This window comes from Sabulicella flocculans, assembly GCF_045449635.1.
In the GTDB taxonomy this organism is placed as follows: Bacteria; Pseudomonadota; Alphaproteobacteria; order Acetobacterales; family Acetobacteraceae; genus Roseococcus.
Genome location: NZ_JBJJBR010000005.1, coordinates 16,252 through 41,817 on the forward strand (window position 1 = coordinate 16,252; position 25,566 = coordinate 41,817).

Genomic DNA, 25,566 nt, shown 5'->3' on the forward strand with positions numbered 1-25,566 from the left:
GCAGCGCGCTTCCGCTACTCGCGCTCGCGGGCGCGGGCCTTGGGCAGCACGGCGACCGTGCGCTCCACCAGCTCGGGCAGGGACCGCACGCGGCGCGCCAGCTCGTCGCGCGGGGCGGCGCGGCTGGCGGTTTCCAGCGCCTGGGCGGCGTCGCGCAGCGCCGCGGCGCCGAAGGTGGCGGCGGCGGCCTTCAGCGCATGCGCCTCGTCCTCCAGCGCCTTCACGTCCTCCATCCCCTGCATGCGGCGCACCCGGCCGCGCGTCTCCTCGGCGAAGACGGCCAGCAGGCGGGGCAGGCGGCCGGGGCCCACGGCGGCGCGCAGCTCCTCCAGCGTCTCGCGGTCCAGCAGGGGGGCAGTGGCGCCGGGCTCGGCGGCGGGGGCGGCGGCGCGGGGGCGGCGCGGGCGGCGGTCCAGCGCCTTCTGCACCGCCGACAGCAGCGAGGCGCGGTCCAGCGGCTTGGCCAGGTGGCCGTCCATGCCGGCCTGGAGGCAGCGCTCCTCGTCGCCGGGCATGACGCTGGCGGTCATGGCGATGATGGGCACGCGGGCCCGCGCCCCCTTCAGGGCGCGGATGGCGCGGGTGGCGGCGTAGCCGTCCAGCACCGGCATGCGCAGGTCCATCAACACCAGGTCGAAATCGGCGGATTCCGCGGCGGCCAGCGCCTCGCTGCCGTCGCGCGCCAGCTCCACCGTGTAGCCGGCCTTGCGCAGGATGGCGGCGGCGACCAGGCCATTGGCCTTGCCGTCCTCCGCCAGCAGGATGCGGCCATGGGCGGCGGGCAGGGGCGGGGCCTCCGGCGCCGGCGCCAGACGGGTGGGCGGGGTGCCACTCTCGGGCACCGCGGGCAGGGGCAGGTCGAAGAAGAAGGTGGAGCCCTGTCCGGGCGTGCTGTCCACCGCGATCTGCCCGCCCATCAGCGACACCAGCCGCTTGCAGATGGCGAGCCCCAGGCCGGAGCCCGACTGCTCGCCCACCGGCTCGGCCTGGGCGAAGCGGGTGAACAGCGAGGCGCGCAGCCGCGGCGGGATGCCGATGCCGGTGTCCGTCACCGCGAAGCCCACATGGCCGTCGGGCAGGGCGGCGATGCGCACCTCCACCGTGCCGCGATGGGTGAACTTCACCGCGTTGTCGGCCAGGTTCATCAGCACCTGGCGGAGGCGGTTGGCGTCGCCCACCATCCGGGCGGGCAGCTGGTGGTCCAGGCTGGCGCTGAGCTCCAGCCCCTTCTCGGCCGCCGCGGGGGCCAGCAGGTCCAGGATCTCGCCCACCACCTCGGCCAGGGGGAAGGGCTGGGGGTCCAGCACCAGCTTGCCGGCCTCGATGCGGCTGAGGTCCAGCAGCTCGTTCACCGTGCGCAGCAGGGTGGTGCCGCAGCGCCGCGCCGTCTCGGCGTAGGCGCGCTGCTCGGCGTCCAGCGGCGTGTCCAGCAGCAGCGACAGCGTGCCCATCACCCCGTGCAGCGGCGTGCGCACCTCGTGCGAGACGAAGGCCAGGAAGTCGCTCTTCTCCTGGCTGGCTTTCTCGGCGGCCTTGCGGGCGCGGGCAGCTTCCTTCTCGGCGCGCTTGCGGGCGGTGACGTCGTGCTGGATGCCCACGAAGGCGACGACGCGGCCGCGCGCGTCCTTCACCGGCGCCATGCGCAACTCGTTGACGAAGCGCTTGCCGTCCTTGCGGTGGTTGGTCAGCTCCACCGTCACCGCCTCGGCCTGCGCGGTGGCGCGGCGTAGGGCGCGCACCGCCTCGCGCTCCGTGCTCGGGCCTTGCAGGAAGCGGCAGTTGCGGCCCAGCGCGTCTTCCGGCGCGTAGCCGGTGATGCGGGCGAAGGCCGGGTTCACGAACACCAGCGGGCAGTCGGGCAGCGAGGGGTCGGCCACCACGATGCCGGTGGGCGCGGCGGCCACCGCCAGCGCCAGGATGCCGTCCAGCCCCGCGGCCGCCACCGCGCCCTCGCCGCCATCCAGCAGGGCGTTGCCGCCCCCGTCGGTGCGGATGCGCGGCAGGGGGGCGGCGACCATCACCGGCTCAGCTGCCGTAGGCCATCAGCGCCTCGACGGGCAGGTCCAGGCGGCGGCGGCCCTCCAGGAAGGACAGCTCGATCATCACCGCAGCTGCCGGCACCACGGCGCCGGCCCGGCGCAGCAGCTCCACCCCGGCCTTCATGGTGCCGCCGGTGGCCAGCAGGTCGTCCAGCACCACCACGCGCTGGCCGGGCGCCACTGCGTCCTCCTGCATCTCGATGCGGTCGGTGCCGTATTCCAGGGCGTAGTCCAGGCCCACCGTCCGGCCGGGCAGCTTGCCGCGCTTGCGCAGCATCACGAAGCCCAGGCCCAGCTCCAGCGCCAGCGGCGCCGCCAGCAGGAAGCCCCGGCTCTCGATGCCCGCCAGCAGGTCGGGCTTGTGCACGGCGACGCGGGCGGCCAGCTGGGCGCTGGCCTGCTTCCAGGCCGGGCCGTTCCGCAGCAGGGTGGAGATGTCGTAGAACAGGATGCCCGGCTTGGGAAAATCCGGAATGCCGCGGATGTGCGACTTGAGCTCGTCTTCGGTCACGATGTCCTGGATGCGCTGTCGGGGATGGCGCGCCATGGGCGCCGGGGCAGCTTAGGCCCCGAAGACCGCGCGCGTCCAGCAAGGATGCGGCTTGGCAAGCCCGGCGGGACGCGCCATCTGCCCGGCATGTCGCGCGTCCTCCTCGCTTCCCTGTCCGGCGTCCTCGGCTTCCTGCTCTATGTCGCGGGGGTGATGGTGCTGGGCGACTGGGTGGTGCACCGCCACTGGGCCCTGCAGTTCGCGTTCTACGCGCTGGCCGGCATCGCCTGGGTGTGGCCGGCCAAGTGGCTGATGTTCTGGGCCGCGGGAAAGCGGGCGTGAGACGCAACCGGCGCCGGCCGCGCCCGCTTCCCCCCGTCATGCGCACCCTGCTGCCCGTCCTCTGCCTCCTCGCCGCGCCCGCGCTCGCCCAGCCGGCGCCGCCGCGCCCCGACACGCGCGCCACCCTGTCGTTGGGGGTGGAGAACGATGTCTTCGGCGGCGGGACCGACCGCTACTACTCCAACGGGCTGCTGCTGGCGCTCGGCTCCTCCTCGGCCGGGCTGCCGGCGCCGCTGGCCTGGCTGGACCGGCAGCTTGACGCCTTGCAGGGGCCGGGCGTGCTGCGCTGGGGCGCCTCGCTGAACCACGCCATCTTCACCCCGCAGGACATCCGCGCCGCCGTGCCGGACCCGCGCGACCGGCCCTATGCCGGGCTGCTGCTGGGCTCGCTGTCGCTGCACCGCGTCACCGCCTCCAGCCTGTCCACCGTGGAGTTCCAGGCCGGCATCCTCGGCCCGGCGGCGGGGGGCGAGCAGGTGCAGAACAACTGGCACGCGCTGATCGGCGTCCGCAAGGCGCAGGGCTGGTCGTCGCAGATCCCCAACACGCCGGTGGTCAACCTGGCGCTGGACCGGCGCTGGCGCACGCCGCTGGGCCGGCTGGGCGGGCTGGAGACCGAGGCGGTGCCCAACGTCACCCTGGTGGCGGGCAACCTGAACATCCACGCCGCGGCCGGCGGCATCCTGCGCCTGGGCCAGGGGCTGGAGGGCGATTTCGGCCCGCCGCGCATCCGCCCCTCGCTGGCCGGCTCGGCCTTCTTCCAGCCGCCGGCCGACCGCCCCTACGACGCGCTGGGCTGGTACGTGTTCGGCGGCGGCGAGGCGCGCGGCGTGGCGCATGACCTGACGCTGGCCGGGCGCGGCGCCAACCGCGGGGTGGACGCCCGCCCCGTGGTGATGGACCTGACTGCCGGCGCGGCGATGACGTGGCGGGGCGTGCGCGTCTCCTACACCCAGGTGTGGCGCACGGAGGAATTCTACGGCCAGCGCGGCGGGATGCAGAGCTTCGGCTCGGTGAACCTGAGCTTCCGCTTCTGAATCCCGCCGCGGCGGCTCAGGCCGCCTTGGCTTCGCGGCGGAAGCGCGTCAGCAGGAACTCGGTGTAGCCGTTGGGCTGCGTCGTGCCCTCCAGCACCAGGGCGCAGGCGGCGCGGAAGGCCACGCCGTCGAAGCCCGGCGCCATCGGGACATAGGCGGCGTCGCCGGCATTCTGCGCGTCCACCTTCGCGGCCATGCGCTGCATCGTCGCCATCACCTGCTCCTCGCTGACGATGCCGTGGCGCAGCCAGTTGGCGATGTGCTGGGCGGAGATGCGCAGCGTCGCGCGGTCCTCCATCAGGCCGACGTCGTTGATGTCGGGCACCTTGGAGCAGCCGACCCCCTGGTCCACCCAGCGCACCACGTAGCCCAGGATGCCCTGGGCGTTGTTGTCCAGCTCCTGCTGGATGGCCTCGGGCGCCCAGTTGGTGGCGGTGGCGACCGGCACGGTCAGCAGGTCCTCCAGCCGGGCGCGGCGGCCGCCCTGGGCGATCTCCTCCTGCCGCGCCTTCACGTCCACCTGGTGGTAGTGCAGGGCGTGCAGCGTGGCGCCGGTGGGCGAGGGGACCCAGGCGGTGTTGGCGCCGGCCCTGGGGTGGGCCACCTTCTGCTCCAGCATCGCGGCCATGGCGTCGGGCATCGCCCACATGCCCTTGCCGATCTGCGCGCGGCCGCGCAGCCCGCACATCAGGCCGATGTCCACGTTCCAGTCCTCATAGGCCTTGATCCAGGCGGTGCCCTTCATGTCGTTCTTGCGGATCATGGCGCCCGCTTCCATGGAGGTGTGGATCTCGTCCCCCGTGCGGTCCAGGAAGCCGGTGTTGATGAAGGCGACGCGGCTGGCCGCTTCCTTGATGCAGGCCTTGAGGTTGACGGTGGTGCGCCGCTCCTCGTCCATGATGCCCATCTTGAGCGTGTCGCGCGGCAGTCCCAGCAGGTCCTCGGTACGGGCGAACAGCTCGTTGGCCAGCGCCACCTCCTCCGGCCCGTGCAGCTTGGGCTTGACGATGTAGACCGAGCCGGCGCGCGAGTTCATGCGCCGGCCGTTCACGTCGTGCAGCGCAATCAGGCTGGTGAACACGCAGTCCAGCATGGTTTCCGGCACCTCGTGGCCGTCCAGCGTCACCACGTCGGTCAGCATGTGGTGGCCGACGTTGCGCACCAGCATGACGGAGCGCCCGGGCAGCGTCAGCGTGCCCGCGCCGTCCGGCGTGGTCCAGGAGCGGTCCTCGTTCAGGCGCCGCGTCACGGTCCTGCCACCCTTGGGGAAGTCGGCCGACAGGTCGCCGCGCATCAGCCCCAGCCAGTTGCGGTAGACCAGCACCTTGTCCTCGGCGTCCACCGCCGCGACGCTGTCCTCGCAATCTTGGATGGTGGACAGCGCGCTTTCCAGCACCAGGTCGGCCACGCCGGCGGCGTCGCCCTTGCCGATGGGGTGTTCGCGGTCCAGCACCAGCTCCAGGTGCAGCCCGTTGTTGCGGAACAGCAGCGAGGTGGGGGAGGCCGCCTCGCCGCGGAAGCCCACGAAGCGCGCCGGGTCCTTCAGCCCCACCGCGCCGCCGCCCTGCAGAGAGACGGACAGCGCGCCGTCCTTCACCGCATACTTCAGCGCCTCGGCGTGGCCGGCGCCGGCCAGCGGGGCGGCCTGGTCCAGCACCCGCCGCGCATAGCCGATGACGCGCGCGCCGCGGGCGGGGTTGTAGCCCTGGCCCTTCTCGGCGCCGTCGGCCTCGGGGATGGCGTCGCTGCCGTACAGCGCGTCGTACAGGCTGCCCCAGCGGGCATTGGCGGCATTCAGCGCGTAGCGGGCGTTGGACACCGGCACCACCAGCTGCGGGCCCGCCACCTGGCCGAACTCCGGGTCGGTGTTGGCGGTGCTCACCTGGAAGTCCGCCGGCTCGGGCAGCAGGTAGCCGATCTCGCGCAGGAACTCCCCATAGGCGGCGACGTCCACCGGGCGGGCCGGGTTGGCGTGGTGCCACTCGTCGATCTGGGCCTGCAGGCGGTCGCGCTTGGCCAGCAGGGCGGCGTTGCGGGGCGCCAGCTCGCGCAGCAGGGCCTCCAGCCCGGACCAGAGGCGCGCGGCCTCGACGCCCGTGCCCGGCAGGGCCTCCTCCTCGATGAAGCGCTTCAGCTCGGGCGCAACGTGCAGGCTCATGCCGGACTCTCCCAGTCGTTCAGCTTGGGGGCCATCTAGGGCCTCCGGCCCACTTGCGGAAGGGCGCAGCGCGGCCCGACCATGCGGCGAATCACGAAGGACGCCCCGGCATGGACCAATACGCCACCCAGCACTGGCAGCTCCGCAAGCCCGCCGCGCGCGGCGAGAAGGGCATCGTCGCCTCCCAGGCCCGGGATGCGGCCGAGGCCGGGGCGGCCATGCTGCGTGCCGGCGGCACGGCGGCGGACGCCGCGGTGGCCGCGGCCTTCGCCCTGGCGGCGGTGGAGCCCTGGAACAGCGGCCTGGGCGGCATCGGCTTCGCGCAGGTGATGGCGCCGGGCGGAGCGTGCGAGACGCTGGATTTCGGCCCGCGGGCGCCGCGCGGCCTGGACCCGGCGGCCTATCCGCTGACCGGCCGCATGAAGCAGGACCTGTTCGCCTGGCCGGAGGTGGCGGGCGACGCCAACATCCACGGGCCGAAATCGGCGCTGATCCCCTCCGCCGTGGCGGGCTACGCCCTGCTGCACGAGCGCTTCGGCAAGCTGCCCATCGCCGACGTGCTGGCGCCCGCCATCGCCCTAGCGAGGCGCGGCCTGCCGCAGGACTGGTTCACCACGCTGAAGGTGGCCAACAGCGCCGCCGTGCTGCGCCTCTACGACGAATCGGCGCGCATCTACCTGCCGAACGGGCTGCCGCCGGTGCCGCCCTACCAGGGCAAGCCGGGCTTCTTCCGCCTGGGCCGCCTGCCCGACACGCTGGAGCGCCTGGCGCGCGCCGGCCTGCGCGACTTCTTCGAGGGCGACATCGCCCGCGAGCTGGCCGCCGACATGCGGGAGATGGAGGGCTTCGTCGCCGCGGAGGACCTGCGCGACTGCCAGGCGCGCTTCCTGCCGGCGATGGAGGCGCCGTATCGCTGCCGCCGCCTGATGCTGGCCAATGGCCTGACCGCCGCGCCCACCCTGCGCGCCGTGCTGGCGAAGCTGGAGGAAGCGCCGTTCAGCGGCGCGCCCGACGCCGCCTGGTACGCCCACCTGGCCCGCGCCCTGCGCGAGGGCTACGCCGAGCGCCTGCAGGGCCTGGGCGATGCCGAGCCGCAGGGCGCCGATTCCTGCACCACCCACCTGACGGTGGCCGACCGCGACGGCATGATGGTGGCGATGACCACCACGCTGCTGTCCTCCATGGGCTCGCGCATGGTGCTGCCGCGCACCGGCGTGCTGATGAACAACGGGGTGATGTGGTTCGACCCGCAGCCGGGCACGCCCAACGCCATCGCGCCCGGCAAGCGCCCGCTGTGCAACATGTGCCCGGTCATCGCGCTGGACGCCCATGGCGCGCCGCTGCTGGCGGCCGGCGCCTCCGGCGGGCGGCGCATCATGGCCTCCGTGGTGCAGATGCTGTCCTACGTGCTGGATTTCGGCATGGACCCGGAGGCCGCCGCCCACCTGCCGCGCCTGGACGTCAGCGGCCCCGAGGGCGTGACCGCCGACGCGCGCCTGGGCGAGGCGGTGATCGCCGCGCTGGCCGCCGAGGCGCCGGTCGAGGTGGTGGAGCACGCGGTGATGCCGGTGAACTTCGCCTGCCCCAACCTCATCCTCCAGCAGGGCGGCACGCGGGTGGGCATCACCGACGTCATGTCCCCCTGGTCGGCCGCCGTGGCGGAATGACGCTCTCCCTGCCGGAGGAGGCCGTCCTCCTCACCCTGGACGAGGCCGGGCGGCCGCTGGGCCGGCAGGGCCTGGCCGCCTCGCTGGCCTTGGCCGGGGCGGTGATGATGGAGCTGGCCCTGGCCGGCCGGGTGGACACCGACCGCCACGCCCTGCACCGCGTCTCCGACGCCCCCACCGGCGACCCCGTGCTGGACCTGGCGCTGCCCCTGCTGCCGGAGGCGCCGGACAGCCGCGGCGCCCTGTTGCTGCTGGCCCGCGAGGAGCCGCGGCTGCGCGCCGCGGTGCTGGCCGGGCTGGAGGCGCGCGGCCTGCTGCGCCGCGAGGAAGGGCGCGTGCTGCTGCTGTTCCCCTCCCGCCGCTGGGTGAAGGCGGAGGACCGGCCCGAGCCCGCCGAGGCGCTGGCCCGCCTGCGCCGCGCCCTGGAAGGCGCCCACATCCCCGACCCGCGCGAGGCGCTGCTGGTGGCGCTTGCCCGGGCGGCCGGGCTGCTGCCGGTGCTGCTGCCGCCCGCCCTGCTGGAGCAGCGCCAGGACCGCCTGCGCTGGCTGGCCGGGCTGGAGGCGCTGGGCTGCTCCTTGGGCGACGTGGTGGCCGACTTGCGGGTATCCCGACTTTCCGGCTGAACATGGCATGGTGATTGCACAGAAGTGAGGCATCGGGGGCCTGCGCCGGCTTTCTGCCCACCATCCGGGCAGTAGGGTGCCGCGCCCCCGCGCAGGAGCCTCTCGATGATGCAGCGCCGCACCCTTCTTCTCGCCGCTTCCGGCCTGCTGGCCGCGCCGGCGGTCCACGCGCAGGCCGCCTGGCCGGCGCGCGGGTCCATCCGCCTCATCGCGCAGTTCCCGCCCGGCGGGCTGGTGGACACGGTGTCGCGCCTGATGGCGCCCTTCATGTCCTCCGCGCTGGGCCAGACGGTGCTGGTGGAGAACCGGGCGGGCGCCGGCGGCGTCATCGGCACCGACTTCGTCGCCAAGGCGCCGGCCGATGGCTACACGCTGCTGGTCTCCCATGCCTCGGTGCACGTCTTCGCGGCGGCCACCCTGCCGGCCATGCCCTTCGACCCGGTGGCGGACTTCACCCACATCGCCCACCTGGTCGAGGCGCCGAACGTGCTGCTGGTGCGCGCGGCCTCGCCCATCCAGACGTTGGCGCAGTACATCGAGACGGCGCGCCGCCAGCCGGTGCGCTACGGCTCCTCCGGCATCGGCTCGGCGCCGCACATGCTGGGCGCCATGCTGGCCGGCGAGAGCAACGCCGCCAACCTGGACCATGTGCCCTACCGCGGCTCCGCCCCCGCGCTGCAGGACCTGATGGCCAACCAGATCGAGAGCTTCATCGACCCCATCACCACCAACGTGGCGATGATGCGCGACGGCACGCTGCGGGCGCTCGCCGTCTCCTCGCCGCAGCGCTTGCCGGCCTTCCCCAACCTGCCGACCTTCGCCGAGCTGGGCTACGGCCGCCTCACCTCGGCGCAGTGGCTGGGCCTCTCGGCGCCCAAGGGGCTGCCGGCGCCCATCACCGAGCGGCTGGCGGCGCTGGTGCCCGACATCCTGAAGCAGCCGGCGCTGATGGAGCGCTTCAGCGACCTGCAGACGCTGCCGCGCAACCCGCCCCCGGTCGGCGCCGAATTCGTGAAGGTCATCGAGGAGGACCGCGCGGCCTGGACCGCCGTGGCGCGCCGCTTCAACATCGTCGCCAGCTAGAGCACGACCCGCCTTGATGGAAGCATCAAGGCGGTGAATCGTCCTCTCAGCAAAGGCTTGATCATGATCTAGGCGAGGGCCTCCATCTCCGTCACCGCCCGCCCCAGTTCCGCGGACAGCCTGCCAGGCAGCAGGCGGGCGAAGGCCTCGGCCAGGGCGCGATAGTACCACAAGGTGCCGTCGCGCCCCGCGTTGAAGCGTGCCATCATGCCGGGGCCCAGTTCCCGCAGGTCCTCCACGATGGCCCGCGCGTTGTGCAGCTTGTCGCAGGCGGAAACCAGCAGCGCGTCCGCGCCGGCCCCTTCCAGGTGTGCCAGGTACGCTTCCTTGCGCGCCCGCCAGGGCGGCTTGGGCAGCACCTCCGCATCGGTGCAGGCGCGCACGATGGCCGCCACGCGCGGCCCGAAGCGGGCGGCGATCTCCGCCTCGTGCTCCGCGCCGCAGTCCTCGATGGCGTCGTGCAGCAGGGCGGCGACGGCCTGCTCCTCGTCGCCGCCATGCTCCAGCACCAGCGCCGCCACCGCCATCAGGTGCGAGACGTAGGGGATGGCGGTGCCCTTGCGCCGCTGCGGTCCGTGCAGCCGGAAGGCCAGGGACGCCGCCTCCGCGAGACTGGACCACGCCGCCGGCCGCGCGCCGGCCACCGGGGCCGTCACGGCGTCCGCTGCAGCCGCGACAGGTCGAACCCCTCGCGCCGCGCCACCGCCAGCGCGGCCTGGAAGTCCGCCTCCGCCATCGGCTTGGCGCGCGACAGCACCCACAGCGAATCCCGGTCCGGGCTGCCCACCACCGCCCAGCGGTAGTCCGGATCCAGCCCGAGGACCCAGTAGTCGCCGTAGAAGGGCCGGAAGAAGCTGACGCGCAGCCGGGCGTTGTCCGAGCCCTCGACGGCATAGGCCACGCCGCGCGCCTCGCGCCGGGGGCGGCCCTCGGCCAGCGCGTTGGCGCAGGCGTTCAGCACCTCCAGCTGGCCGTCGGGGCGCGGGGTGTAGGTGGCCGTCACCTCCTCGCAGCGCAGGCGGCTGTTGTCCTGGAAGCGCTGCGGGAAGCGCGCCACCTCGTGCCAGGTGCCGGCGTAGCGCGCCAGGTCCACCGCGGCCACGGTGCGCGGGGTGGTGGCGTCGGGCTGCGGCACCGCGCAGCCGCCCAGGCCCAGGAACGCCAGGAAGGCCAGCTTCTTCACGGGATGGAATCCTCCGCCCATTGCGTCGTCACGTGGTCGAACACCGCGCCGGCGGTGGTGAGCCACACCTCCTCGCGCCGCGCCGCCACCTCCGCCAACGTGCGCCGCAGCGCGCGGATGCGGTGCGGCTGCCCGACGATGTAGGGGTGCAGGGCGATGCCCATCACCTGCGGGATGCCGTCGCGCACCTGCCGCAGGCGCTCGCGGAAGTCCTGCTGCACCAGCTCGGCGAAGGCGCGCGCGCCGTCCTTGCGGGCGATGATGGCCGGGATGTCGTTGGCCTCCTGCGGGTAGGGGATGCTGAGGATCCGCCCGCCCCGCGTGCGCTTCCACACCGGCTGGTCGTCGTGGCACCAGTTCAGGCTGTAGCCGTAGCCCGCCTCCTGCAGCAGGTCGGGCGTCACCCGGCTCTCGGCGATCCAGGGCGAGAGCCAGCCGCGCGGGGCCACGCCCTCCTCGGCCCGCATCCGCGCGGTGGACTCGGCGATCAGCGCCGCTTCCTCCGGCTCCGGCAGGGTGGATTGGCGCTCGCTGTTGGTGCGGCCATGCCCGGCCATCTCGTCGCCGCGGGCGCGGTGGGCCGCCACCAGCTCCGGCGCGTGGTCGTACATGGCGGTGTTCAGCAGCACGGTGCAGGGCAGGGACAGCTCGTCCAGCAGCTCCAGCAGGCGCCAGCCGCCGACGCGGTTGCCGTAGTCGCGCCAGGCGTAGTTCAGCACGTCGGGCTGCGGGCCGGCGCCGCTGCCAGCCCCGGGCGCCAGTTCCGCCCCCAGCCCCTCGCCGAAGGCGAAGTGCTCCAGGTTCACCCCCAGGTAGACGGCCAGCTTGCGCCCGCCGGGCCAGGATTCCTGCGGGCGCCCGCGCCAGGGGCGGTAGGGGAAGCGGCCATGCGTGGGAAGCTGCATGGGCCGGACATGGCCGGGATGGCGCCGCCCCGCAAGGCTGGTTACATGGCGCCCATGGACTCGCCCGCCGAAGGCCGCGCGGCCCGGGCCTGGCTGATGCGGCAGGCGCGCGGCCAGCGGGCGCACCTGCTCCGTCCCGTGCTGCTGGGCCTCGCCGGCACCGGCTGCGCCCTGCTGTTCGCGCTGCTGGTGGCGCGGGTGCTGGCCACCCTGCTGGGCTTCGCGGAGGGCGGCGGCTGGGCCGAGCTGGCGCTGGCCGCCGCCTTCGCCCTGCTGGGCGCCACCCTGTCCACCGTGCAGGAGCGCGCGCAGCTGGCGGCGGGCGAGGCCGCCCGCGCCCGGCTGCGCCGCGACGCCTTCGCCCGCCTGCTGGATGCCGGCCCGCTGGACGGGCGCGGCCTGGGCGCCAAGTCCGCCCTGGTGGTGGACCGGGTGGAGGCGGTGGACGGCTTCTTCGCCCGCTGGCTGCCTTCCGCCACGCTGGCGGTGCTCTCGCCGCTGCTGGTGCTGGCGGCGGTGGCGTGGTTCGACTGGGTGTCCGCCCTGGTGCTGGCGGTGATGGGGCTGCTGGTGCCCGTGGCCATGGCGGTGACCGGCATCGGCGCGGCGCGCGAGGCGCGGCGGCAGATGGCCGCGCTGGACCAGCTGGGCTCGCGCTTCCTCGACCGGCTGCGCGGCCTCGCCACCCTGGTGCAGTTCAACCGGGCCGAGGCCGAGGCGAAGGCCCTGGGCGAGGCGGCGGCCGAGTTCCGCGCCCGCACCCTGCGCGTGCTGCGCGTGGCCTTCCTGTCCTCCACCGCGCTGGAATTCCTGGCTGCCGGCACCCTGGCCTACCTCGCCTGGCGGCACGGCGCGCTGCTGGGCGCGCGGCACGAGGCGCCGGTGGGCGCGCTGTTCTGCATCCTGGCGGTGCCCGCCTTCTTCGCCCCGCTGCGCGCCTTCTCCGCCGCCTATCACGAGGCGCAATCCGCCGCCGGCGCCGCCGGGGAGCTGCGCGCCCTGCTGGAAGCGGCGCCCCGCCCCGGCCTGGCGCTGGACGCCGTGCCGCCGCGGGTGGCCCTGGCGGTGACCGACCTGACCTGGCGGCCGGACCCCGCCCGCCCCCCGGCGGTGCAGCGCGTCACCTTCGCCGTCGCCCCAGGCGAGACGCTGCTGCTGATGGGGCCGTCGGGCTCGGGCAAGACCTCCATCCTGCGGCTGCTGATGGGCTTCGCGCGGCCGGATGGCGGGCGCATCGCCCTCAACGGCCAGGATGCCGGGCGGCTGGCGCCGGCCGAGCTGCGCCGCGCCATCGCCTTCGTCGGCCAGCGCCCGCACCTGTTCGCCGGGACCCTGCGCGAGAACATCCTGCTGGCCCGCCCCGACGCCACCCCGGCCCAGCTGGACCGCGCCGCGGAGGCCGCGCGCGTCAACGCCTTCGCCGCCGGGCTTCCGCAGGGCCTGGACACCCTGGTGGGCGAGGGCGGCTTCGGCCTGTCGGGCGGGCAGGCGCAGCGCGTGGCGCTGGCCCGCGCCTTCCTGCGCGACGCCCCCCTGATCCTGCTGGACGAGCCGACCGCCCACCTGGACCCCGCCACCGAGGCCGGGCTGGTGGAGGCCATCGGCCGCCTGGTGGCCGGGCGCACCGCCGTGATCGCCACCCATTCGCCCGCCTTCCGCGCCCTGTCGGCGCGCGTGATGGAGCTGTCCCATGTGGGCTGACCTGCGGCGGGTGCTGGCGCTGTGGCGGCCGCGGCGGGCGGCGCTGTGGGCCGGCGCGGCGGTGGCGGTGCTCTCGGCGCTGTCGGCGGTGGCGCTGCTGGCGCTGGCCGGGCGGGGCGTCGCGGCCGGGGTGGCGGGCACGGCCGGGCTGGCGGCGCTGGTCTGGGTGCGGCCCTTCGTGGCGCTGCGCCCCGCCCTGCGCTGGGCCGAGCGCTACGTCACTCACGCGGCCGCCTTCGCGGCGCTGGCCGACACCCGCGTCTGGTTCTTCCGCCGGCTGGCGGAGCGCATGCCGGGCGGCATCGGCCACCGCGGCTCCGGCGACCTGCTGGGGCGGCTGATCGCCGACGTGGACGCGCTGGACCGCCTCTACCTCGCCGCGCTGGCCCCGGCGGCGGCGGCGCTGGCGGTGGTGCTGGCCATCGCCGCGCTGCTGGGGGCCGAGCCGGCGCTCCTGGCCCTGGTGGCGCTGCCGCTGGCGCTGGCCCTGGCGCTGCCCCTGGTGCTGGCCCCCGCCGCCGCCCGCGCGGCGCACCGCGCCACCGAGGCGCGCGGCGCCCTGCGCGCCGCCGCCACCGACCCCCTGGCCGGGGTGGAGGACGTGCTGGCGGCGGGCGGCGAGGGCCGTGCCGCCGCCCGGCTTGAGGAAGCCGGCACCGCCATGATGCGGGCGCAGCGCCGCTTCGCCGCGCGCTCGGCGCTGGCCGGGTCGCTGGGCGGGCTGCTGGTGCAGGCGGCGCTGCTGGGTGCGCTGGGCTGGGGGCTGGCCGGGGGCGCGCCGCCGCTGGCGGTGCTGGCGCTGTTCCTGGGCGTGGCGGCGGCGGAGGCGCTGGGCGTGATGCCGCGCGCCGGCGCCGCCCTGGCCCTGGCCGCCGCCGGCGCCCGCCGCCTGTTCGACGCCGCCGACACCCCCGCGCCCGTGCAGCCCCCCGCCGCGCCGCAGGGGGAGCCGGCCGATGCCACCCTGCGCCTGGAGGGCGTCCATTTCGGCTGGGCGCCTGGCGCGGCGGTGCTGCGCGGCGTGCACCTGACGCTGGCGCCGGGCGAGCGCGTGGCCATCCTGGGGCCGTCCGGCGCCGGCAAGTCCTCGCTGGCGGCGCTGCTGCAACGCCTGCGCGACCCCGATGCCGGCCGCATCACCCTGGGCGGGCTGGACCTGCGCGAATGGGACGCGGCGGCGCTGCGCCGGCGGCTGGTCGTGCTGTCCCAGCATGCCCGGGTGTTCGACGACACGGTGGCCGCCAACCTGCGCCTCGCCGCGCCGGACGCCCCGGACGCCGCGCTGTGGCGGGCCCTGGCGCGCGCCGGCCTGGCCCGCAAGGTCGAAGCCCTGCCGGATGGCCTGCGGACCCGCTGCGGCGAGGGCGGCGCGCTGCTGTCGGGCGGGGAGGGCCGGCGCCTGGTCCTGGCGCGCGCCCTGCTGCCGCCCGCCGCCATCCTGCTGCTGGACGAGCCCACCGCCGGCCTGGACGCCGCCACCGAGCGCGCCTTCCTCCAGACCCTGGACACCGCCGCCGAGGGTCGCTCCCTGCTGCTGGTGACGCACCGGCTGACGGGGGTGGAGCGGCTGGACCGCGTGTTCCGCCTGGTGGAAGGGCGGCTGGTGGAGAGCCTGGGGTAAACCTTCCCTGCCGCGCACCGTTCCCCCCAGGAACCGCTGGAGGGACCAAACCATGCGCCGCCTTTTCCTGCTCGCCCCGCTTGCCGTCCTGGCCGCCTGCGCCACGGTGGACGACGAGCCGGTGCGTACCGTCTTCTTCACCCCGGAAAGCGCCGCGCTGGACCCGGCGGCGCGGCAGGTGGTGGCGGGCGCCGCCGGCCGCGCGCGCCGCTTCCCCAACAGCCGCATCACCGTTCGCGGCTACACCGGCCCGGCGGGCGACAGCGCCGCCAACCAGGCCCTGTCCCGCGCCCGCGCCGAGGCGGTGGCCGCCGGGCTGCGCGAGGCCGGGGTGGCGCCGGGCCGCATCACCGTTTCCGCCCGCGGCGAGGTGCCGTTCGACCTGGCCCCGGTGGAGAGCCGCCGCGTGGAGGTGCATTTCGACTGAGGGCGGCGGCCGTTGCATTTCGTCACCGCAGCGGCGGGGTGGGCGTTACATGCCCCGCCCATCTTGCTGGTGACGGGGCCGCCTTCCCTGGCCCCGACAGGAGCATGACCGAGATGACCAAGACCAAGGCCTTCCTGGCGATGGGCGCCGCGCTGCTCGCCGCCGCCCCCGTGCTGGCCCAGCCCGCCGCCCCCGCCCCGCAGGGCGCCGGCCCCGGCGCGCAGGCCACCGGCCCCCGCGGCGGCCTGGAGCGCATGTTCGAGCGCCTGGACGCCAACCGCGACGGCCGCGTGGCCTGGGACGAGGCATGGGCGGTGGCGCAGGAGCGCTTCGGCGCCGCCGACGCCGACCGCAACGGCAGCCTGTCCTTCGCCGAGTTCGGCAACCTGCGCGCCCCGGGCCGCGACGGCGCCGCCGCCCAGCCCGGCCCGCGCCCCGAGCACCTGCAGCGCGGCTCTGAGCGCCGCGCCGCGATGTTCCGCGCCCTGGACGCCAATTCCGACGGCAACCTGACCCTGGCGGAGATGCAGGCGCCGCTCTCGGCCCGCTTCCGCGCCATGGACGCCAATGGCGACGGCGCGGTGGACCGGGCGGAGCTGCCGCGGATGGGCCGGCATGGCGGTGGCTACCGGCATGGCCACGGCCTGCACCACGGCGGCCCGCACCACGGCGGCCCGCGCGGCGACGCGCCAGCGCGCTGACTACCCGCCCAGGGGCAGCCGTTCCGCCACCAGGAACGGCGCCCCTGGCCCCGCCTGGGTGAAGACGCAGACCTCCCGCACCAGCCGCGGGCGGGCGGCGGCCTCGCCCAGCACGGCCTGCGCCTCCGCCATCCAGCGGGGGCGCTCGGCGGCGTCCAGGCGCCGGGTCAGCGTCACGTGGAAACGCCACTCGTCCAGCACCCAGGGGTAGCCCCAGTCGGCCAGGTGCGCCTCCTGCCGCGGCGAGAGCCCGGCGCGGCGGCGGCGGGCCAGCTCCTCCGGCGGGGCGGGGGCGCGATGGGCGTCCAGCTCCTGCACCGCCGCGTCCGCCAGGGCGTGCAGCGCGGCGCAGGGCGCGGCTTCGCGCAGCGCCAGGAAGCCCTTCAGGTCCATCACCGCCAGCGGCGGCAGGGCGAAGGGGGCGAGGCGCGCGGCGAAGGCCTGGACGTCCTCCATGAAGGGGCCCCAGCCATGGGCCAGCCGGAACGGCGGCTTCAGCGTGGCGTGCAGGCCGTAGGACCGCGCCTCCGCCGTCACCTCGCGCCGGTCGTCGGGCTGCGGCAGCGTGGCGCCGGTCTCGGCGTCGCGGCCCAGCCAGGCGGAGCCGGCGGCGTGCAGCGGGTCCGCCACATCCGGCGCCCAGTACAGCGCCGCGCGCATCATGCCACCCGTGCGCCGCGCAGCCAGGTGGCGCGTACCACCGGCATCCCCTCGTGCCGGCGCACGCGCACCAGGTCGGCGCGCAGGCCGGGGCGCAGGGCGCCGCGGTCGTGCAGCGCGGCCATGCGGGCCGGGGCCTCCGTCACCGTCCGCACCGCCGCGGGCAGGCCGGTTTCCCCGGCCAGCAGGAAGGCGGCCTCCACCAGGGCGGGGGGCACGTAGTCGCTGGCCAGGGCGTCCACCGCGCGGGCGCGCACCAGCTCCATCGCCGCCACGTTGCCGCTGTGCGAGCCGCCGCGCACCACGTTGGGCGCGCCGGCGATGACGCCCACGCCGATGTCGCGCGCCGCCTCCGCGGCCTCGCGCGTCACCGGGAACTCGCTGATGCGGATGCCGTCCGCGGCGTTGCGGCGCACCTGCGCCGCGCTCTCGTCGTCGTGGGAGGCCAGGGGGATGCCGCGGTCGGCCAGGCGGTCGAGCACCCAGCGGCGCTGCTTCTCCAGCGTCGCGTCGCGGTTGGCCTGCAGCTCGGCGATGCGCTGGTCCACCTCGGCCGGGGTCATGCGCGTCTGCTTGATGCGCATGGCCTTGTAGCGCTCTAGGTCGCGGTACTGCCCCACGCCCGGCGAGTGGTCCATCAGCGAGACCATCGCCACCAGCGGGTGCTCGGCCACGCCGTCCAGCAGGGCCGGCATGTCCTTGGCCGGCAGCTCGCAGCGCAGGTGCAGCAGGTGCTCGGCGCGCAGCAGCCCGGTGCCGGACCAGTGGGTCAGGTCGCCCACGCCCTCCTGGAAGGTCTGGTCGCGGCCCTGGTCGAAGCCCAGGTCGCCCAGGCACAGCGCGTCCAGCACGGTGGTCACGCCGGCCACCGCGCATTGCGCGTCATGCGCCAGGAAGGCGGAGCGCGAGGGCCAGCGGGCGTTGGCGCGCGGCTGCACCTGGCGCTCCAGGTTGTCCGTGTGCAGGTCCACGATGCCCGGGATCAGCAGGTCGCCCTCCAGGTCATGCGCGCCGGGGTGGCGGGCCGGGCCGGGCTGGATGTCGCGGATCAGCCCGTCCTCCAGGTGGACGGTGCCGTGCACTACCTCGTCGGGCAGGACGAGCATCGCGTTGGTCAGGATCATGCGGCCTCGGTAGCGGCGAGCGGGAGCACGGGAAAGAGGCGGTCGGCCACGGCGTCGCGCACCTCGGCGTCGTGGAAGATGCCGATGACGGCGCTGCCGGCCGCCTTGGCCTCGCGGATCAGGGCGACGACGACGTCGCGGTTGGCGGCGTCCAGGCTGGCGGTGGGCTCGTCCAACAGCATCACCGGGCGGGGGCGGGCGAATCCGCGCGCCAGGTTGACCCGCTGCTGCTCCCCGCCCGAGAAGGTGGCGGGCGGCAGGCCGTGCAGGCGCCCGGGCAGGTTCAGGCGGCGCAGCAGGGCGGCGGCGGCGGCGCGGTCCAGCCCTTCCTCCATCACCAGCTCCAGCGCCGGGACGCGCGGGATGGCGCGCAGGAACTGCGAGACGTAGCCCAGCGTCTCCGCCCGCACCTCGCGCACCGCGCGGGCGTCGGCCTCCGCGAGGTCCAGCCAGGCGCCGCGGTGGCGGATGCGGATGCGCCCGGCATCGGCGCCGTAATTGCCCTGCAGGCAGCGCATCAGCGTGGACTTCCCCGCCCCCGAGGGGCCGGACAGCGCCACGCATTCCCCCGCGCGCACCTCCAGCGAGACGCCGCGCAGCACCGGCAGCGTCAGGCCGCCCTGCAGGTGCAGGGTGAAGGACTTGCCCAGCCCCTCGACGGACAGCAGCACGCTCATGCCGCCAGCACCGAGGCGACGAGCAGCTGCGTGTAGGGGTGGCGCGGGTCGTCCAGCACGCGGTCGGCCAGGCCTTCCTCCACCACCCGCCCGTGGCGCATCACCAGGATGCGGTGCGCCAGCAGCCGCGCGGCGGCGATGTCGTGGGTGACGAAGAACACCGCCAGCCCCAGCTCGCTCACCAGGCGGCGCACCAGGTCCAGCAGCCGCGCCTGGACCGAGACGTCCAGCCCGCCGGTCGGCTCGTCCATGAACACCAGCCGGGGCTGCGTCACCAGGCAGCGGGCGATCTGCAGCCGCTGCTGCATCCCGCCCGAGAAGGTGCGCGGCAGCTGGTCCATCCGCGCCGGGTCCAGCTCCACGCGGGCCATCCATTCCGCCGCGGCGGCGCGGATGCCGCCATAGTGCCGGCCGCCGGCAGCCATCAGCCGCTCGCCGATGTTGCCCCCGGCCGAGACGCCCATGCGCAGCCCGTCGCGCGCGTTCTGGTGGACATAGCCCCATTCGGTGCACATCAGCCGCCGCCGCCGCGCCTCGGGCAGGTCGTGCACCTCCTCGCCGGCGTGGCGCACGCTGCCGGCGTCGGGCGCCTGCTGGCCGGACAGCACCCGCAGCAGGGTGGACTTGCCCGAGCCGCTCTCGCCCACGATGGCCACCACCTCGCCGGGCCAGATGGCCACCGCCACGTCGTCCAGCGCGCGGGTGGCGCCGAAGCGCAGCCGCAGCCCCGCGGCCTCCAGCAGCGGGCTCATGCCTGGTTCTCCCGGCAGAAGTCGGTGTCGGAGCACACGAAGACGCGCCCGCCGCGGTCATCGGCCACGATTTCGTCCTTGTAGCTGTCCGGGCTGCCGCAGAAGGCGCAGGGCTGGCGGGCGCGCACCGGGGTGAAGGGGTGGTCGTCGAAGTCCAGGCTGCGCACCTCCGTCCAGGGCGGCACGGCGTAGATTTTCTTCTCCCGCCCCGCGCCGAACAGCAGGGTGGCGGGCGACATGTGCAGCTTCGGGTTGTCGTAGCCGGGGATGGGCGAGGGCGACATCAGGTAGCGCCCCGCCACCATCACCGGGTGGTTGTAGGAGGAGCCGCCCTCGCCCTGGTGCGCGATGTCCTCGTAGAGGCGCAGCTGCGCCAGGGCGTAGTCGCCCAGCGCGTGCAGGCGGCGCGTCTCGGCCAGGCGGGGCTCCAGGCGGAACAGCGGCTCGGGCATCGGCACCTGGAACACCATCACCTGGCCTTCCGCCAGCGGGCGCTCCGGGATGCGGTGGCGCGTCTGGATGACGGTGGCGCGGGCGGTCTCCGTCGTGGTCTCCACCCCGGCCACGCGGGCGAAGAAGCGGCGGATGGACACCGCGTTGGTGGTGTCGTCCGCGCCCTGGTCGATCACCTTCAGCACGTCGCTCGGGCCCAGCACGGCGGCGGTGACGGCGATGCCGCCGGTGCCCCAGCCATAGGGCAGCGGCATCTCGCGCGCGCCGAAGGGGATCTGGTGCCCGGGGATGGCCAGCGCCTTGAGGATGGCGCGGCGGATCATCCGCTTGGTCGCCTCGTCGAGGTAGCCGAAGTTGTAGCCGGGGTCGTGGCTCATTCCGCGGCCTCCTGCGCCGGCGGGGCGGCGCGCTGCGCCTCCCAGCGGGCGCGGACGGAGCGCAGCTTCTCCAGCTCGCTCTGGAAGTCCACGTGGTGCGGCAGCTTCAGGTGCTCCACGAAGCCGGTGGCCTCCACGTTGTCGGCGTGCAGCAGCACGAATTCCTCGTCCTGGGCCGGGGCGCCGGCCTCCTCGCCCAGCTCGCGCGCCATCAGGGCGCGGTCCACCAGGGCCATGGCCATGGCCTTGCGCTCGTTGTGGCCCATCACCAGCCCGTAGCCGCGGGTGAATTGCGGCGGGCGCTCCTTCGCGCCGGCGAACTGGTTGACCATCTGGCACTCCGTCACCGTCACCTCGCCCAGGCTGACGGCGAAGCCCAGCTCGGCGGGCTCCACGAACACCTCCACCTCGCCCACCCGCAGCTCGGCCACGAAGGGGTGGGCGTTGCCGTAGCCGCGTTGGGTGGAATAGCCCAGGCCGAGCAGGAAGCCCTCGTCGCCGCGCGCCAGCGCCTGCAGGCGGGCGTCGCGACCGGCGGGGAAGGGCAGGGGCTCGCGCGTCAGGTCGTGCGGGGCCTCGGCGGCGGCCGCGTCGTCGCGCGCCATCAGGCCCTCCTGCGCCAGGATCTCCGTCACCCGCGGCATGGGTGCCGCGCCGGCCTCCTCCTCCTCCGGCGGGGCGGGGGGCGCGCCCTCGGCGGCCAGGGCGAAGTCCAGCAGGCGGTGGGTGTAGTCGAAGGTGGGTCCCAGCACCTGCCCGCCCGGCAGGTCCTTGTAGGTGGCGCTGATGCGCCGGCGCACCCGCATGGCGCCGGTGTCCAGCGGCTGCGCGGACGCGAAGCGCGGCAGGGTGGTGCGGTAGGCGCGCAGCAGGAACGCCGCCTCGATGAGGTCGCCGCGCGCCTGCTTCACCGCCAGCGCCGCCAGCCCGCGGTCGAAGCAGGAGCCCTCGGCCATCACGCGCTCCACCGCCAGCCCGAGCTGCGCCTCCAGCTGCGCCACGCCCAGCTCCGGCAGGGCAGGGTCGCCGCGGCGCTCGTGCGCCAGCCAGCGGTGCGCCGCCGCGATGGCGGCCTCGCCGCCCTTCACCGCCACGTACATCAGCCGGCCTCCGTCACGCGGGTGGAGCGCGGGAGGGCGGCCAGCCGTGCCCCGCAGCACAGGAAGACGTCCAGGCCGCGCGGCGCCAGCGGCGCCAGCGCGGCGCGCGCCGCCCAGAAGCCTTCCGGCAGCCCGGCCACGCCCAGGCGGCGCTCGCCGCGGATGCCCGGCCCGCGCAGCAGCAGCGGCCCGTCATCCTCCAGCGCGGCGACGGGGAGGAGCAGGGTGGCGCCGTCCTGCGGCGCCTCGTCGCTGCCCAGGCCCAGCGTCGCCAGCGGCGGAGGCGGTCCCAGCAGGAAGGCGGCGGCCGCGGGCAGGGCGAAGGGGGCGCCGCAATGGAAGGCCAGCCAGCCGCGCGCTTCCGCCCCGGCCGCGGTCCACAGCGGCGTGGTGTCGTCCGCCAGGGCCAGCAGCAGGGCGGCCGCCGCGAGGTCCAGCCCCGGCGGGGCGTCGGGCAGCACGGGAAGGGCCTGGATGCTGCCGGGCCGGGCCGTCGCCTCCATCGCCGCGCGGAAGGCGGATTGCGCGCCCAGCACGGGGTCCGCGAAGCCGGCCCTCATCGCATCGTCCCCAGCGTGGCGAAGCGCACCGCGGTGGCGGCGGCGCGCCGGGCGTCGCGCGCCGCCGCCGCCGCCAGCGCCTCCCGCAGCGGGGCCACCACGCGCGCGTGCCACGCGGCGCCCTGCGGCCCTTGCAGCAGCGCGTCCAGCACCGCCGAGACCTCGGCGGCGTCCTTGTCGCGGCCCAGGCGCCAGCCATGGCCCAGCGTGCCGTCGGCCAGCGCCACGGTGCAGCGCGTCGCCGTCGCCTCGCCCAGGTTGAAGGGGGCGCCGTCGCCGCCGGCGCGGCCGCGCAGCATGGTCAGCCCGGCCTCGGGCCCGCGCACCCGGCGCCAGGGGGGCAGGGGCCCCGCCGCCGCGCGCAGCGCCGGCCCGTCGGCCCGCGCCAGCACCGCCATCCATTCCGCTCGCGTACTCATAGGTCTAGACAGCTACACATCTGCCATGCCAGGGTCAACGCGGATGTACGGGCTGGAGGTCCGGTCTTGGTTGAAGATTCCGTGACGCTCGACCGCGGCTCCGGCCTCGCGCTGTGGCGGCAGATCGCCGAGGCGCTGGCCGGCGCCATCGCCGCCGGCCGCCATGCCCCGGGCGCCCGCCTGCCGACGGAGGGCGAGCTGGCCGCCCGCTTCGGCGTGAACCGCCACACCCTGCGCCGCGCCATGGAGCACCTGGAGTCCCAGGGCGTCGTGCGGGTGGAGCAGGGCCGCGGCTCCTTCGTGGCGGAGGACGTGCTGGACTACCCGCTGGGCCCGCGCACCCGCTTCAGCGAGATCATCCAGCGCCAGGGCCGCGAGCCGCAGGGCCGCCTGCTGCGCCTGGCCGAGATCGCCGCCGATGCGCGCGTGGCGGAGCTGCTGGGGCTGCGCAAGGGCGCCCGCGTGGTGCTGGCCGAGCGCCTGGCCATGGCCGATGGCCGCCCGGTGGCGCTGGGGGCGCACCACTTCCCCGCCGCGCGCTTCGGGCGCATCGCCAACCTGCTGCGGCAGGACCCCTCCATCACCCGCGCGCTGGCCGCCTGCGGCGTGCCGGACTACCGCCGGCAGGTGACGCGCATCACCGCGCGCATGCCCACGGCCGAGGAGGCGGAGGCGCTGGCGCAATCCCGCGCCCGCCCGGTGCTGGTGAGCGAGGCGGTGAACGTGGACGGCGAGGCGCGGCCGGTAGACGCGACGGTGACGCGCTACGCCGCCGGGCGGGCGCAGCTGGTGGTGGGGGAGGCATGACGGGCTGGCGCATCGCGGGCGGGCGCGTGCTGCGCGGCGGCCGCCTGGAACCCGCCACCCTGGGCATCGAGGGCGGCGTCATCGGCGCCCCCGGCGGGCGGCGGCTGGACGCCAGCGGGCTGCTGGTGCTGCCCGGACTGGTGGACATCCACGGCGACGCGCATGAGCGCTGCCTGCAGCCCCGCCCGGGCGTCGCCTTCCCCGCGCCCTTCGCCCTGGCCGACGCCGCGGCGCAGATGCTGGCCAGCGGCATCACCACCGCCGCGCTGGGCGTCACCCTGTCCTGGGAGCCGGGGCTGCGCTCGCTGGCCAGCTTCCGCGCGCTGCTGGACGCGCTGGCGGCGCCGCCGCCCGGCCCCGACCTGCGGCTGCACCTGCGCTGGGAGGCCGACAACCTCGACGCCGAGCCCGACGCCCTGGCCGCCATCGCCGCCGGGCGCGTGGCGGTGCTGGGCTTCAACGACCACACGCCCGGCATCCTGCGCCGCCTGGAGGACCCGAAGCAGCTGGGCAAGTACGCCGGCCGCGCCGGCTGCGCGGAGGCCGAGTTCGCCGCCCTGGCCCGCGCCGCCGCCGCCCGCCACGCGGAGGTGCCGGCCAGCCAGGCGCGGCTGGCCGCCGCCTGCGCCGCCGCCGGCGTGCCCATGCTGAGCCACGACGACGCCACGCCGGCGCAGCGCGCCGCCTTCCGTGCCCTTGGGGCCCGCTGCTGCGAGTTCCCCATGGCCGAGGCGGTGGCGCAGGACGCCCGCGCCCACGGCGAGCCGGTGGTGATGGGCGCGCCCAACGTGGTGCGCGGCGGCAGCCACCTGGGCTGGGCCAGCGCCGCGCCCCTGGCCGAGCGCGGGCTGGTGACGGTGCTGGCCAGCGACTACCACTGGCCCGCCCTGCTGCGCGCCCCCTTCGTCCTGGCCGCGCGCGGCGCGATGGACCTGCCCGCCGCCTGGGCGCTGGCCAGCGCGCACCCCGCCGCCGCGATGGGCCTGCACGACCGCGGCACGCTGGAGGACGGCATGCGCGCGGACGTGCTGCTGGCGACGCCGGGGGGCGCGGCGGTGGCGGTGCTGGCGGGCGGGGAGTTGGCGTGGCTGGCGCCGGGGGCGGCGCCGCGCCTCAGTTGAACTTGCGCAGCGGGCAGAAGGCGTGCGCGTCCAGGCTGGTCCGCACCGTCTCGCACGGGCCGGCGATGGCCAGGCCGAAGCGTGCCAGCGTGGCGTCGCGCCGCGCCGCGGCCTCCGGCAGGGACACCGACCAGACCGGCCCCTGGTGGGCCGCCAGCACCTCGCGCATGCGGCGCACCAGGGCGGTCTCGGCGGGGGTGATGAAGTTGGCGCCCAGGTTCATCATGCGGGCGTCCCGCGGCATGAACACCGCCAGGTAGCCGTGCGGCTCGTCCCCCGTGGCCAGCAGCAGCGCGCCGGGCGGCACCGGCAGCGGCGGCACGGAGATGACCTGCGCGCCGTGCCGCCCATGCCCCCAGTTCGGCCGCACCGTGGTGGCCAGGGCCGCCACGGCGGCCAGCAGCGCCACCGCCAGCACCGGGCGCCACCGCCCGCGCGCCCACAGCGCCGCCGCCAGCATCGGCAGCAGGCAGGCCAGCATCTCCAGCACGATGAGGTAGCGATAGACGCCGAACAGCCACGCCCACAGCGCGTAGGAGAGGGCGCAGGCGCCGAGCAGCAGCCAGGCGGCCCGTGCCCCCGCCCCGGCGCGCCCGGCCAGCAGCGGCGGCAGCGCCGCCAGCGCCGCCAGGTAGCCCAGCGGGATGCGCCAGTCGCGGAAGCGCAGTTCCGTCACCAGCCCGGAGGTCTCGCGCAGCCACCAGAAGGGGTAGAGCACCGCCTGCAAGGCCGAGCGCGGCAGGAAGCGCTCGTCGCGGATGGCCTCCGCCGGCAGCAGCGGCGAGCGGAAGACGTGGTTGAAGTGCGGGAACAGCGGGTTGCCGGTTTCCCGCCACAGGGTCAGCGCATGCGGCGCCCAGGTCAGCAGGAAGCCGGCCGCCAGCGCCAGCCCCGCCGCCGCGGCGGCCCGCAGCCCCAGGGTGGCGAGGATCATCAGGCCGATGGCGGCGCCGAAGGGGGCGGCCGTCATCTTCAGCCCGCCGGCCAGGCCCAGCAGCAGCCCGGCGCCGGCCATGGCGGCCAGGCTGGGCCGCTCGCCGATGGTGCCGCGGCGGAGGGCGGCGCGCAGCACCAGGGCGTAGGCCGCCATCACCGGCACCGCCACCGCCGCGTCGGCGGAGGAGAGCCCGATGGCCGGCACGAAGGCCGCGCCGGTCAGCCCCGCCAGCCCCGCGACCGCCGCCAGCAGCAGCGCCACCCCCCGCCCGGGCACCACCACGGCCGCGTGGGCGTGGGCCACGCGCAGGAACAGGAAGGCCAGCACCCCCGCCGGCAGGCCGCCGACGAAGGCGAACAGGCGCGGGTAATCGTTCAGCCCGCGCAGCAGGCCATACCAGGGCAGGTGGGGCACGGGGTTGTAGAAGGCCTGCATCTGCGCCGCCGCGACGTCCTGGAACAGGCGCCCCTCCAGCCAGGCGAAGGCGACGTAGAGCTGGTAGTTCCGCAGGTCCCAGTTGCGGTCGGTGCCGGCGAGCACCGACCACAGCCCCGCGGCCAGGCAGCAGGCGAGCAGCAGGAGGGGGAGGCGGCGCATGG

26 protein-coding genes are annotated in these 25,566 nt (G+C 75.8%); 11 read left to right on the forward strand and 15 right to left on the reverse strand.

Annotated features, from left to right (window positions below; genetic code table 11):
* Positions 1–14: 14 nt before the first annotated feature.
* Both ACI6QG_RS07615 and ACI6QG_RS07620 read right to left on the reverse strand, forming a co-directional pair.
* Complete coding sequence (locus ACI6QG_RS07615) at positions 15–2,018, reverse strand: ATP-binding protein (protein ID WP_407023986.1); 2,004 nt, start codon at positions 2,016–2,018, stop codon at positions 15–17.
* A 7-nt stretch (positions 2,019–2,025) separates the two neighbouring features.
* Positions 2,026–2,550: an adenine phosphoribosyltransferase gene (locus ACI6QG_RS07620; protein ID WP_407023988.1), complete on the reverse strand. Its 525-nt coding sequence runs from the start codon at positions 2,548–2,550 to the stop codon at positions 2,026–2,028.
* A gap of 126 nt (positions 2,551–2,676) precedes the next feature.
* Between ACI6QG_RS07620 and ACI6QG_RS07625 the strand changes: the two genes are divergently transcribed.
* A complete protein-coding gene (locus tag ACI6QG_RS07625) occupies positions 2,677–2,871 on the forward strand; it encodes a DUF2842 domain-containing protein (protein WP_407023989.1) in 195 nt (64 codons plus the stop codon).
* A 38-nt stretch (positions 2,872–2,909) separates the two neighbouring features.
* Complete coding sequence (locus ACI6QG_RS07630; protein ID WP_407023990.1) at positions 2,910–3,908, forward strand: lipid A deacylase LpxR family protein; 999 nt, start codon at positions 2,910–2,912, stop codon at positions 3,906–3,908.
* 16 nt (positions 3,909–3,924) lie between these two features.
* On the opposite strand, the gene ACI6QG_RS07635 is transcribed toward ACI6QG_RS07630, so the two are convergent.
* A complete protein-coding gene (locus tag ACI6QG_RS07635; RefSeq protein ID WP_407023991.1) occupies positions 3,925–6,066 on the reverse strand; it encodes a malate synthase G in 2,142 nt (713 codons plus the stop codon).
* Between the two features lie 110 nt (positions 6,067–6,176).
* Here ACI6QG_RS07635 and ACI6QG_RS07640 point away from each other — a divergent pair, with 110 nt between their 5' ends.
* The 3 genes from ACI6QG_RS07640 (at position 6,177) to ACI6QG_RS07650 (ending at position 9,442) form a co-directional block, all read left to right on the forward strand.
* Positions 6,177–7,733: a gamma-glutamyltransferase gene (locus ACI6QG_RS07640; protein ID WP_407023992.1), complete on the forward strand. Its 1,557-nt coding sequence runs from the start codon at positions 6,177–6,179 to the stop codon at positions 7,731–7,733.
* Entirely contained in the window at positions 7,730–8,359 is a 630-nt protein-coding gene (locus ACI6QG_RS07645; protein ID WP_407023993.1) for a GOLPH3/VPS74 family protein, read from the forward strand. Before ACI6QG_RS07640 ends, ACI6QG_RS07645 begins: the two co-directional genes overlap by 4 nt.
* A 105-nt stretch (positions 8,360–8,464) precedes the next feature.
* The gene (locus ACI6QG_RS07650) at positions 8,465–9,442 is read left to right on the forward strand and encodes a Bug family tripartite tricarboxylate transporter substrate binding protein (protein ID WP_407023994.1); all 978 of its coding nucleotides are present in this window, start codon (positions 8,465–8,467) and stop codon (positions 9,440–9,442) included.
* Positions 9,443–9,510: 68 nt separating this feature from the next.
* Here ACI6QG_RS07650 and ACI6QG_RS07655 read toward each other — a convergent pair whose 3' ends face one another.
* From ACI6QG_RS07655 to ACI6QG_RS07665, 3 genes are read right to left on the reverse strand one after another with little or no spacing between them, the layout of a single operon-like run.
* A complete protein-coding gene (locus ACI6QG_RS07655; RefSeq protein ID WP_407023995.1) occupies positions 9,511–10,098 on the reverse strand; it encodes an HD domain-containing protein in 588 nt (195 codons plus the stop codon).
* The gene (locus ACI6QG_RS07660; protein ID WP_407023996.1) at positions 10,095–10,625 is read right to left on the reverse strand and encodes a lipocalin family protein; all 531 of its coding nucleotides are present in this window, start codon (positions 10,623–10,625) and stop codon (positions 10,095–10,097) included. The genes ACI6QG_RS07655 and ACI6QG_RS07660 overlap by 4 nt, the downstream gene beginning before the upstream one ends.
* Positions 10,622–11,530 (reverse strand): polysaccharide deacetylase family protein, encoded by a 909-nt coding sequence (locus ACI6QG_RS07665; protein WP_407023997.1) that lies wholly within the window; start codon positions 11,528–11,530, stop codon positions 10,622–10,624. The genes ACI6QG_RS07660 and ACI6QG_RS07665 overlap by 4 nt, the downstream gene beginning before the upstream one ends.
* A gap of 45 nt (positions 11,531–11,575) precedes the next feature.
* Between ACI6QG_RS07665 and cydD the strand changes: the two genes are divergently transcribed.
* From cydD to ACI6QG_RS07685, 4 genes are all read left to right on the forward strand, one after another.
* Positions 11,576–13,231, forward strand: coding sequence for a thiol reductant ABC exporter subunit CydD (gene cydD / locus ACI6QG_RS07670; protein WP_407023998.1), 1,656 nt, complete (start codon positions 11,576–11,578; stop codon positions 13,229–13,231).
* Positions 13,221–14,852, forward strand: coding sequence for a thiol reductant ABC exporter subunit CydC (cydC, locus tag ACI6QG_RS07675; RefSeq protein WP_407023999.1), 1,632 nt, complete (start codon positions 13,221–13,223; stop codon positions 14,850–14,852). Before cydD ends, cydC begins: the two co-directional genes overlap by 11 nt.
* Positions 14,853–14,904: 52 nt before the next feature.
* Positions 14,905–15,279: an OmpA family protein gene (locus ACI6QG_RS07680; protein ID WP_407024000.1), complete on the forward strand. Its 375-nt coding sequence runs from the start codon at positions 14,905–14,907 to the stop codon at positions 15,277–15,279.
* 113 nt (positions 15,280–15,392) lie between these two features.
* Entirely contained in the window at positions 15,393–15,980 is a 588-nt protein-coding gene (locus ACI6QG_RS07685) for an EF-hand domain-containing protein (RefSeq protein ID WP_407024001.1), read from the forward strand.
* Here the strand turns inward: ACI6QG_RS07685 and ACI6QG_RS07690 are convergent, their stop codons facing one another.
* Genes ACI6QG_RS07690 through phnG form a run of 8 tightly spaced genes read right to left on the reverse strand, consistent with a single transcriptional unit; the run spans position 15,981 to position 22,102 of the window.
* Positions 15,981–16,643: a DUF1045 domain-containing protein gene (locus ACI6QG_RS07690; protein ID WP_407024002.1), complete on the reverse strand. Its 663-nt coding sequence runs from the start codon at positions 16,641–16,643 to the stop codon at positions 15,981–15,983.
* Entirely contained in the window at positions 16,640–17,764 is a 1,125-nt protein-coding gene (locus ACI6QG_RS07695; RefSeq protein ID WP_407024003.1) for an alpha-D-ribose 1-methylphosphonate 5-triphosphate diphosphatase, read from the reverse strand. The genes ACI6QG_RS07690 and ACI6QG_RS07695 overlap by 4 nt, the downstream gene beginning before the upstream one ends.
* Positions 17,761–18,441, reverse strand: a complete 681-nt coding sequence (phnL, locus tag ACI6QG_RS07700; RefSeq protein ID WP_407024004.1) for a phosphonate C-P lyase system protein PhnL — start codon at positions 18,439–18,441, stop codon at positions 17,761–17,763. Before phnL ends, ACI6QG_RS07695 begins: the two co-directional genes overlap by 4 nt.
* Positions 18,438–19,193, reverse strand: coding sequence for a phosphonate C-P lyase system protein PhnK (gene phnK / locus ACI6QG_RS07705; RefSeq protein WP_407024005.1), 756 nt, complete (start codon positions 19,191–19,193; stop codon positions 18,438–18,440). Before phnK ends, phnL begins: the two co-directional genes overlap by 4 nt.
* Positions 19,190–20,023, reverse strand: a complete 834-nt coding sequence (locus ACI6QG_RS07710) for an alpha-D-ribose 1-methylphosphonate 5-phosphate C-P-lyase PhnJ (protein WP_407024006.1) — start codon at positions 20,021–20,023, stop codon at positions 19,190–19,192. The genes phnK and ACI6QG_RS07710 overlap by 4 nt, the downstream gene beginning before the upstream one ends.
* Entirely contained in the window at positions 20,020–21,123 is a 1,104-nt protein-coding gene (locus ACI6QG_RS07715) for a carbon-phosphorus lyase complex subunit (RefSeq protein WP_407024007.1), read from the reverse strand. Before ACI6QG_RS07715 ends, ACI6QG_RS07710 begins: the two co-directional genes overlap by 4 nt.
* Positions 21,123–21,683 (reverse strand): phosphonate C-P lyase system protein PhnH, encoded by a 561-nt coding sequence (phnH, locus tag ACI6QG_RS07720; RefSeq protein WP_407024008.1) that lies wholly within the window; start codon positions 21,681–21,683, stop codon positions 21,123–21,125. The genes ACI6QG_RS07715 and phnH overlap by 1 nt, the downstream gene beginning before the upstream one ends.
* Positions 21,680–22,102 (reverse strand): phosphonate C-P lyase system protein PhnG, encoded by a 423-nt coding sequence (phnG, locus tag ACI6QG_RS07725; protein ID WP_407024009.1) that lies wholly within the window; start codon positions 22,100–22,102, stop codon positions 21,680–21,682. Before phnG ends, phnH begins: the two co-directional genes overlap by 4 nt.
* A 66-nt stretch (positions 22,103–22,168) precedes the next feature.
* Between phnG and phnF the strand changes: the two genes are divergently transcribed.
* Both phnF and ACI6QG_RS07735 read left to right on the forward strand, forming a co-directional pair.
* On the forward strand, positions 22,169–22,909 hold the full coding sequence (phnF, locus tag ACI6QG_RS07730) for a phosphonate metabolism transcriptional regulator PhnF (RefSeq protein WP_407024010.1): 741 nt from the start codon (positions 22,169–22,171) through the stop codon (positions 22,907–22,909).
* Entirely contained in the window at positions 22,906–24,030 is a 1,125-nt protein-coding gene (locus ACI6QG_RS07735) for an alpha-D-ribose 1-methylphosphonate 5-triphosphate diphosphatase (RefSeq protein ID WP_407024011.1), read from the forward strand. Before phnF ends, ACI6QG_RS07735 begins: the two co-directional genes overlap by 4 nt.
* Here ACI6QG_RS07735 and ACI6QG_RS07740 read toward each other — a convergent pair.
* Positions 24,023–25,564 (reverse strand): hypothetical protein, encoded by a 1,542-nt coding sequence (locus ACI6QG_RS07740; protein ID WP_407024012.1) that lies wholly within the window; start codon positions 25,562–25,564, stop codon positions 24,023–24,025. The two genes, ACI6QG_RS07735 and ACI6QG_RS07740, sit on opposite strands and share 8 nt — an antisense overlap.
* Positions 25,565–25,566: the final 2 nt, after the last annotated feature.

Bases quoted from the DNA above. Each gene is read 5' to 3' on its own strand.
- ACI6QG_RS07615 (WP_407023986.1), bottom strand. From the start codon at position 2,018: ATGGTCGCCGCCCCCCTGCCGCGCATCCGCACCGACGGGGGCGGCAAC.
- ACI6QG_RS07625 (WP_407023989.1), top strand. From the start codon at position 2,677: ATGTCGCGCGTCCTCCTCGCTTCCCTGTCCGGCGTCCTCGGCTTCCTG.
- ACI6QG_RS07630 (WP_407023990.1), top strand. From the start codon at position 2,910: ATGCGCACCCTGCTGCCCGTCCTCTGCCTCCTCGCCGCGCCCGCGCTC.
- ACI6QG_RS07635 (WP_407023991.1), bottom strand. From the start codon at position 6,066: ATGAGCCTGCACGTTGCGCCCGAGCTGAAGCGCTTCATCGAGGAGGAG.
- ACI6QG_RS07640 (WP_407023992.1), top strand. From the start codon at position 6,177: ATGGACCAATACGCCACCCAGCACTGGCAGCTCCGCAAGCCCGCCGCG.
- ACI6QG_RS07645 (WP_407023993.1), top strand. From the start codon at position 7,730: ATGACGCTCTCCCTGCCGGAGGAGGCCGTCCTCCTCACCCTGGACGAG.
- ACI6QG_RS07650 (WP_407023994.1), top strand. From the start codon at position 8,465: ATGATGCAGCGCCGCACCCTTCTTCTCGCCGCTTCCGGCCTGCTGGCC.
- ACI6QG_RS07665 (WP_407023997.1), bottom strand. From the start codon at position 11,530: ATGCAGCTTCCCACGCATGGCCGCTTCCCCTACCGCCCCTGGCGCGGG.
- cydD (WP_407023998.1), top strand. From the start codon at position 11,576: ATGGCGCCCATGGACTCGCCCGCCGAAGGCCGCGCGGCCCGGGCCTGG.
- cydC (WP_407023999.1), top strand. From the start codon at position 13,221: ATGTGGGCTGACCTGCGGCGGGTGCTGGCGCTGTGGCGGCCGCGGCGG.
- ACI6QG_RS07680 (WP_407024000.1), top strand. From the start codon at position 14,905: ATGCGCCGCCTTTTCCTGCTCGCCCCGCTTGCCGTCCTGGCCGCCTGC.
- ACI6QG_RS07685 (WP_407024001.1), top strand. From the start codon at position 15,393: ATGACCAAGACCAAGGCCTTCCTGGCGATGGGCGCCGCGCTGCTCGCC.
- ACI6QG_RS07690 (WP_407024002.1), bottom strand. From the start codon at position 16,643: ATGATGCGCGCGGCGCTGTACTGGGCGCCGGATGTGGCGGACCCGCTG.
- ACI6QG_RS07695 (WP_407024003.1), bottom strand. From the start codon at position 17,764: ATGATCCTGACCAACGCGATGCTCGTCCTGCCCGACGAGGTAGTGCAC.
- phnL (WP_407024004.1), bottom strand. From the start codon at position 18,441: ATGAGCGTGCTGCTGTCCGTCGAGGGGCTGGGCAAGTCCTTCACCCTG.
- phnK (WP_407024005.1), bottom strand. From the start codon at position 19,193: ATGAGCCCGCTGCTGGAGGCCGCGGGGCTGCGGCTGCGCTTCGGCGCC.
- ACI6QG_RS07710 (WP_407024006.1), bottom strand. From the start codon at position 20,023: ATGAGCCACGACCCCGGCTACAACTTCGGCTACCTCGACGAGGCGACC.
- ACI6QG_RS07715 (WP_407024007.1), bottom strand. From the start codon at position 21,123: ATGTACGTGGCGGTGAAGGGCGGCGAGGCCGCCATCGCGGCGGCGCAC.
- phnH (WP_407024008.1), bottom strand. From the start codon at position 21,683: ATGAGGGCCGGCTTCGCGGACCCCGTGCTGGGCGCGCAATCCGCCTTC.
- phnG (WP_407024009.1), bottom strand. From the start codon at position 22,102: ATGAGTACGCGAGCGGAATGGATGGCGGTGCTGGCGCGGGCCGACGGG.
- ACI6QG_RS07735 (WP_407024011.1), top strand. From the start codon at position 22,906: ATGACGGGCTGGCGCATCGCGGGCGGGCGCGTGCTGCGCGGCGGCCGC.
- ACI6QG_RS07740 (WP_407024012.1), bottom strand. From the start codon at position 25,564: ATGCGCCGCCTCCCCCTCCTGCTGCTCGCCTGCTGCCTGGCCGCGGGG.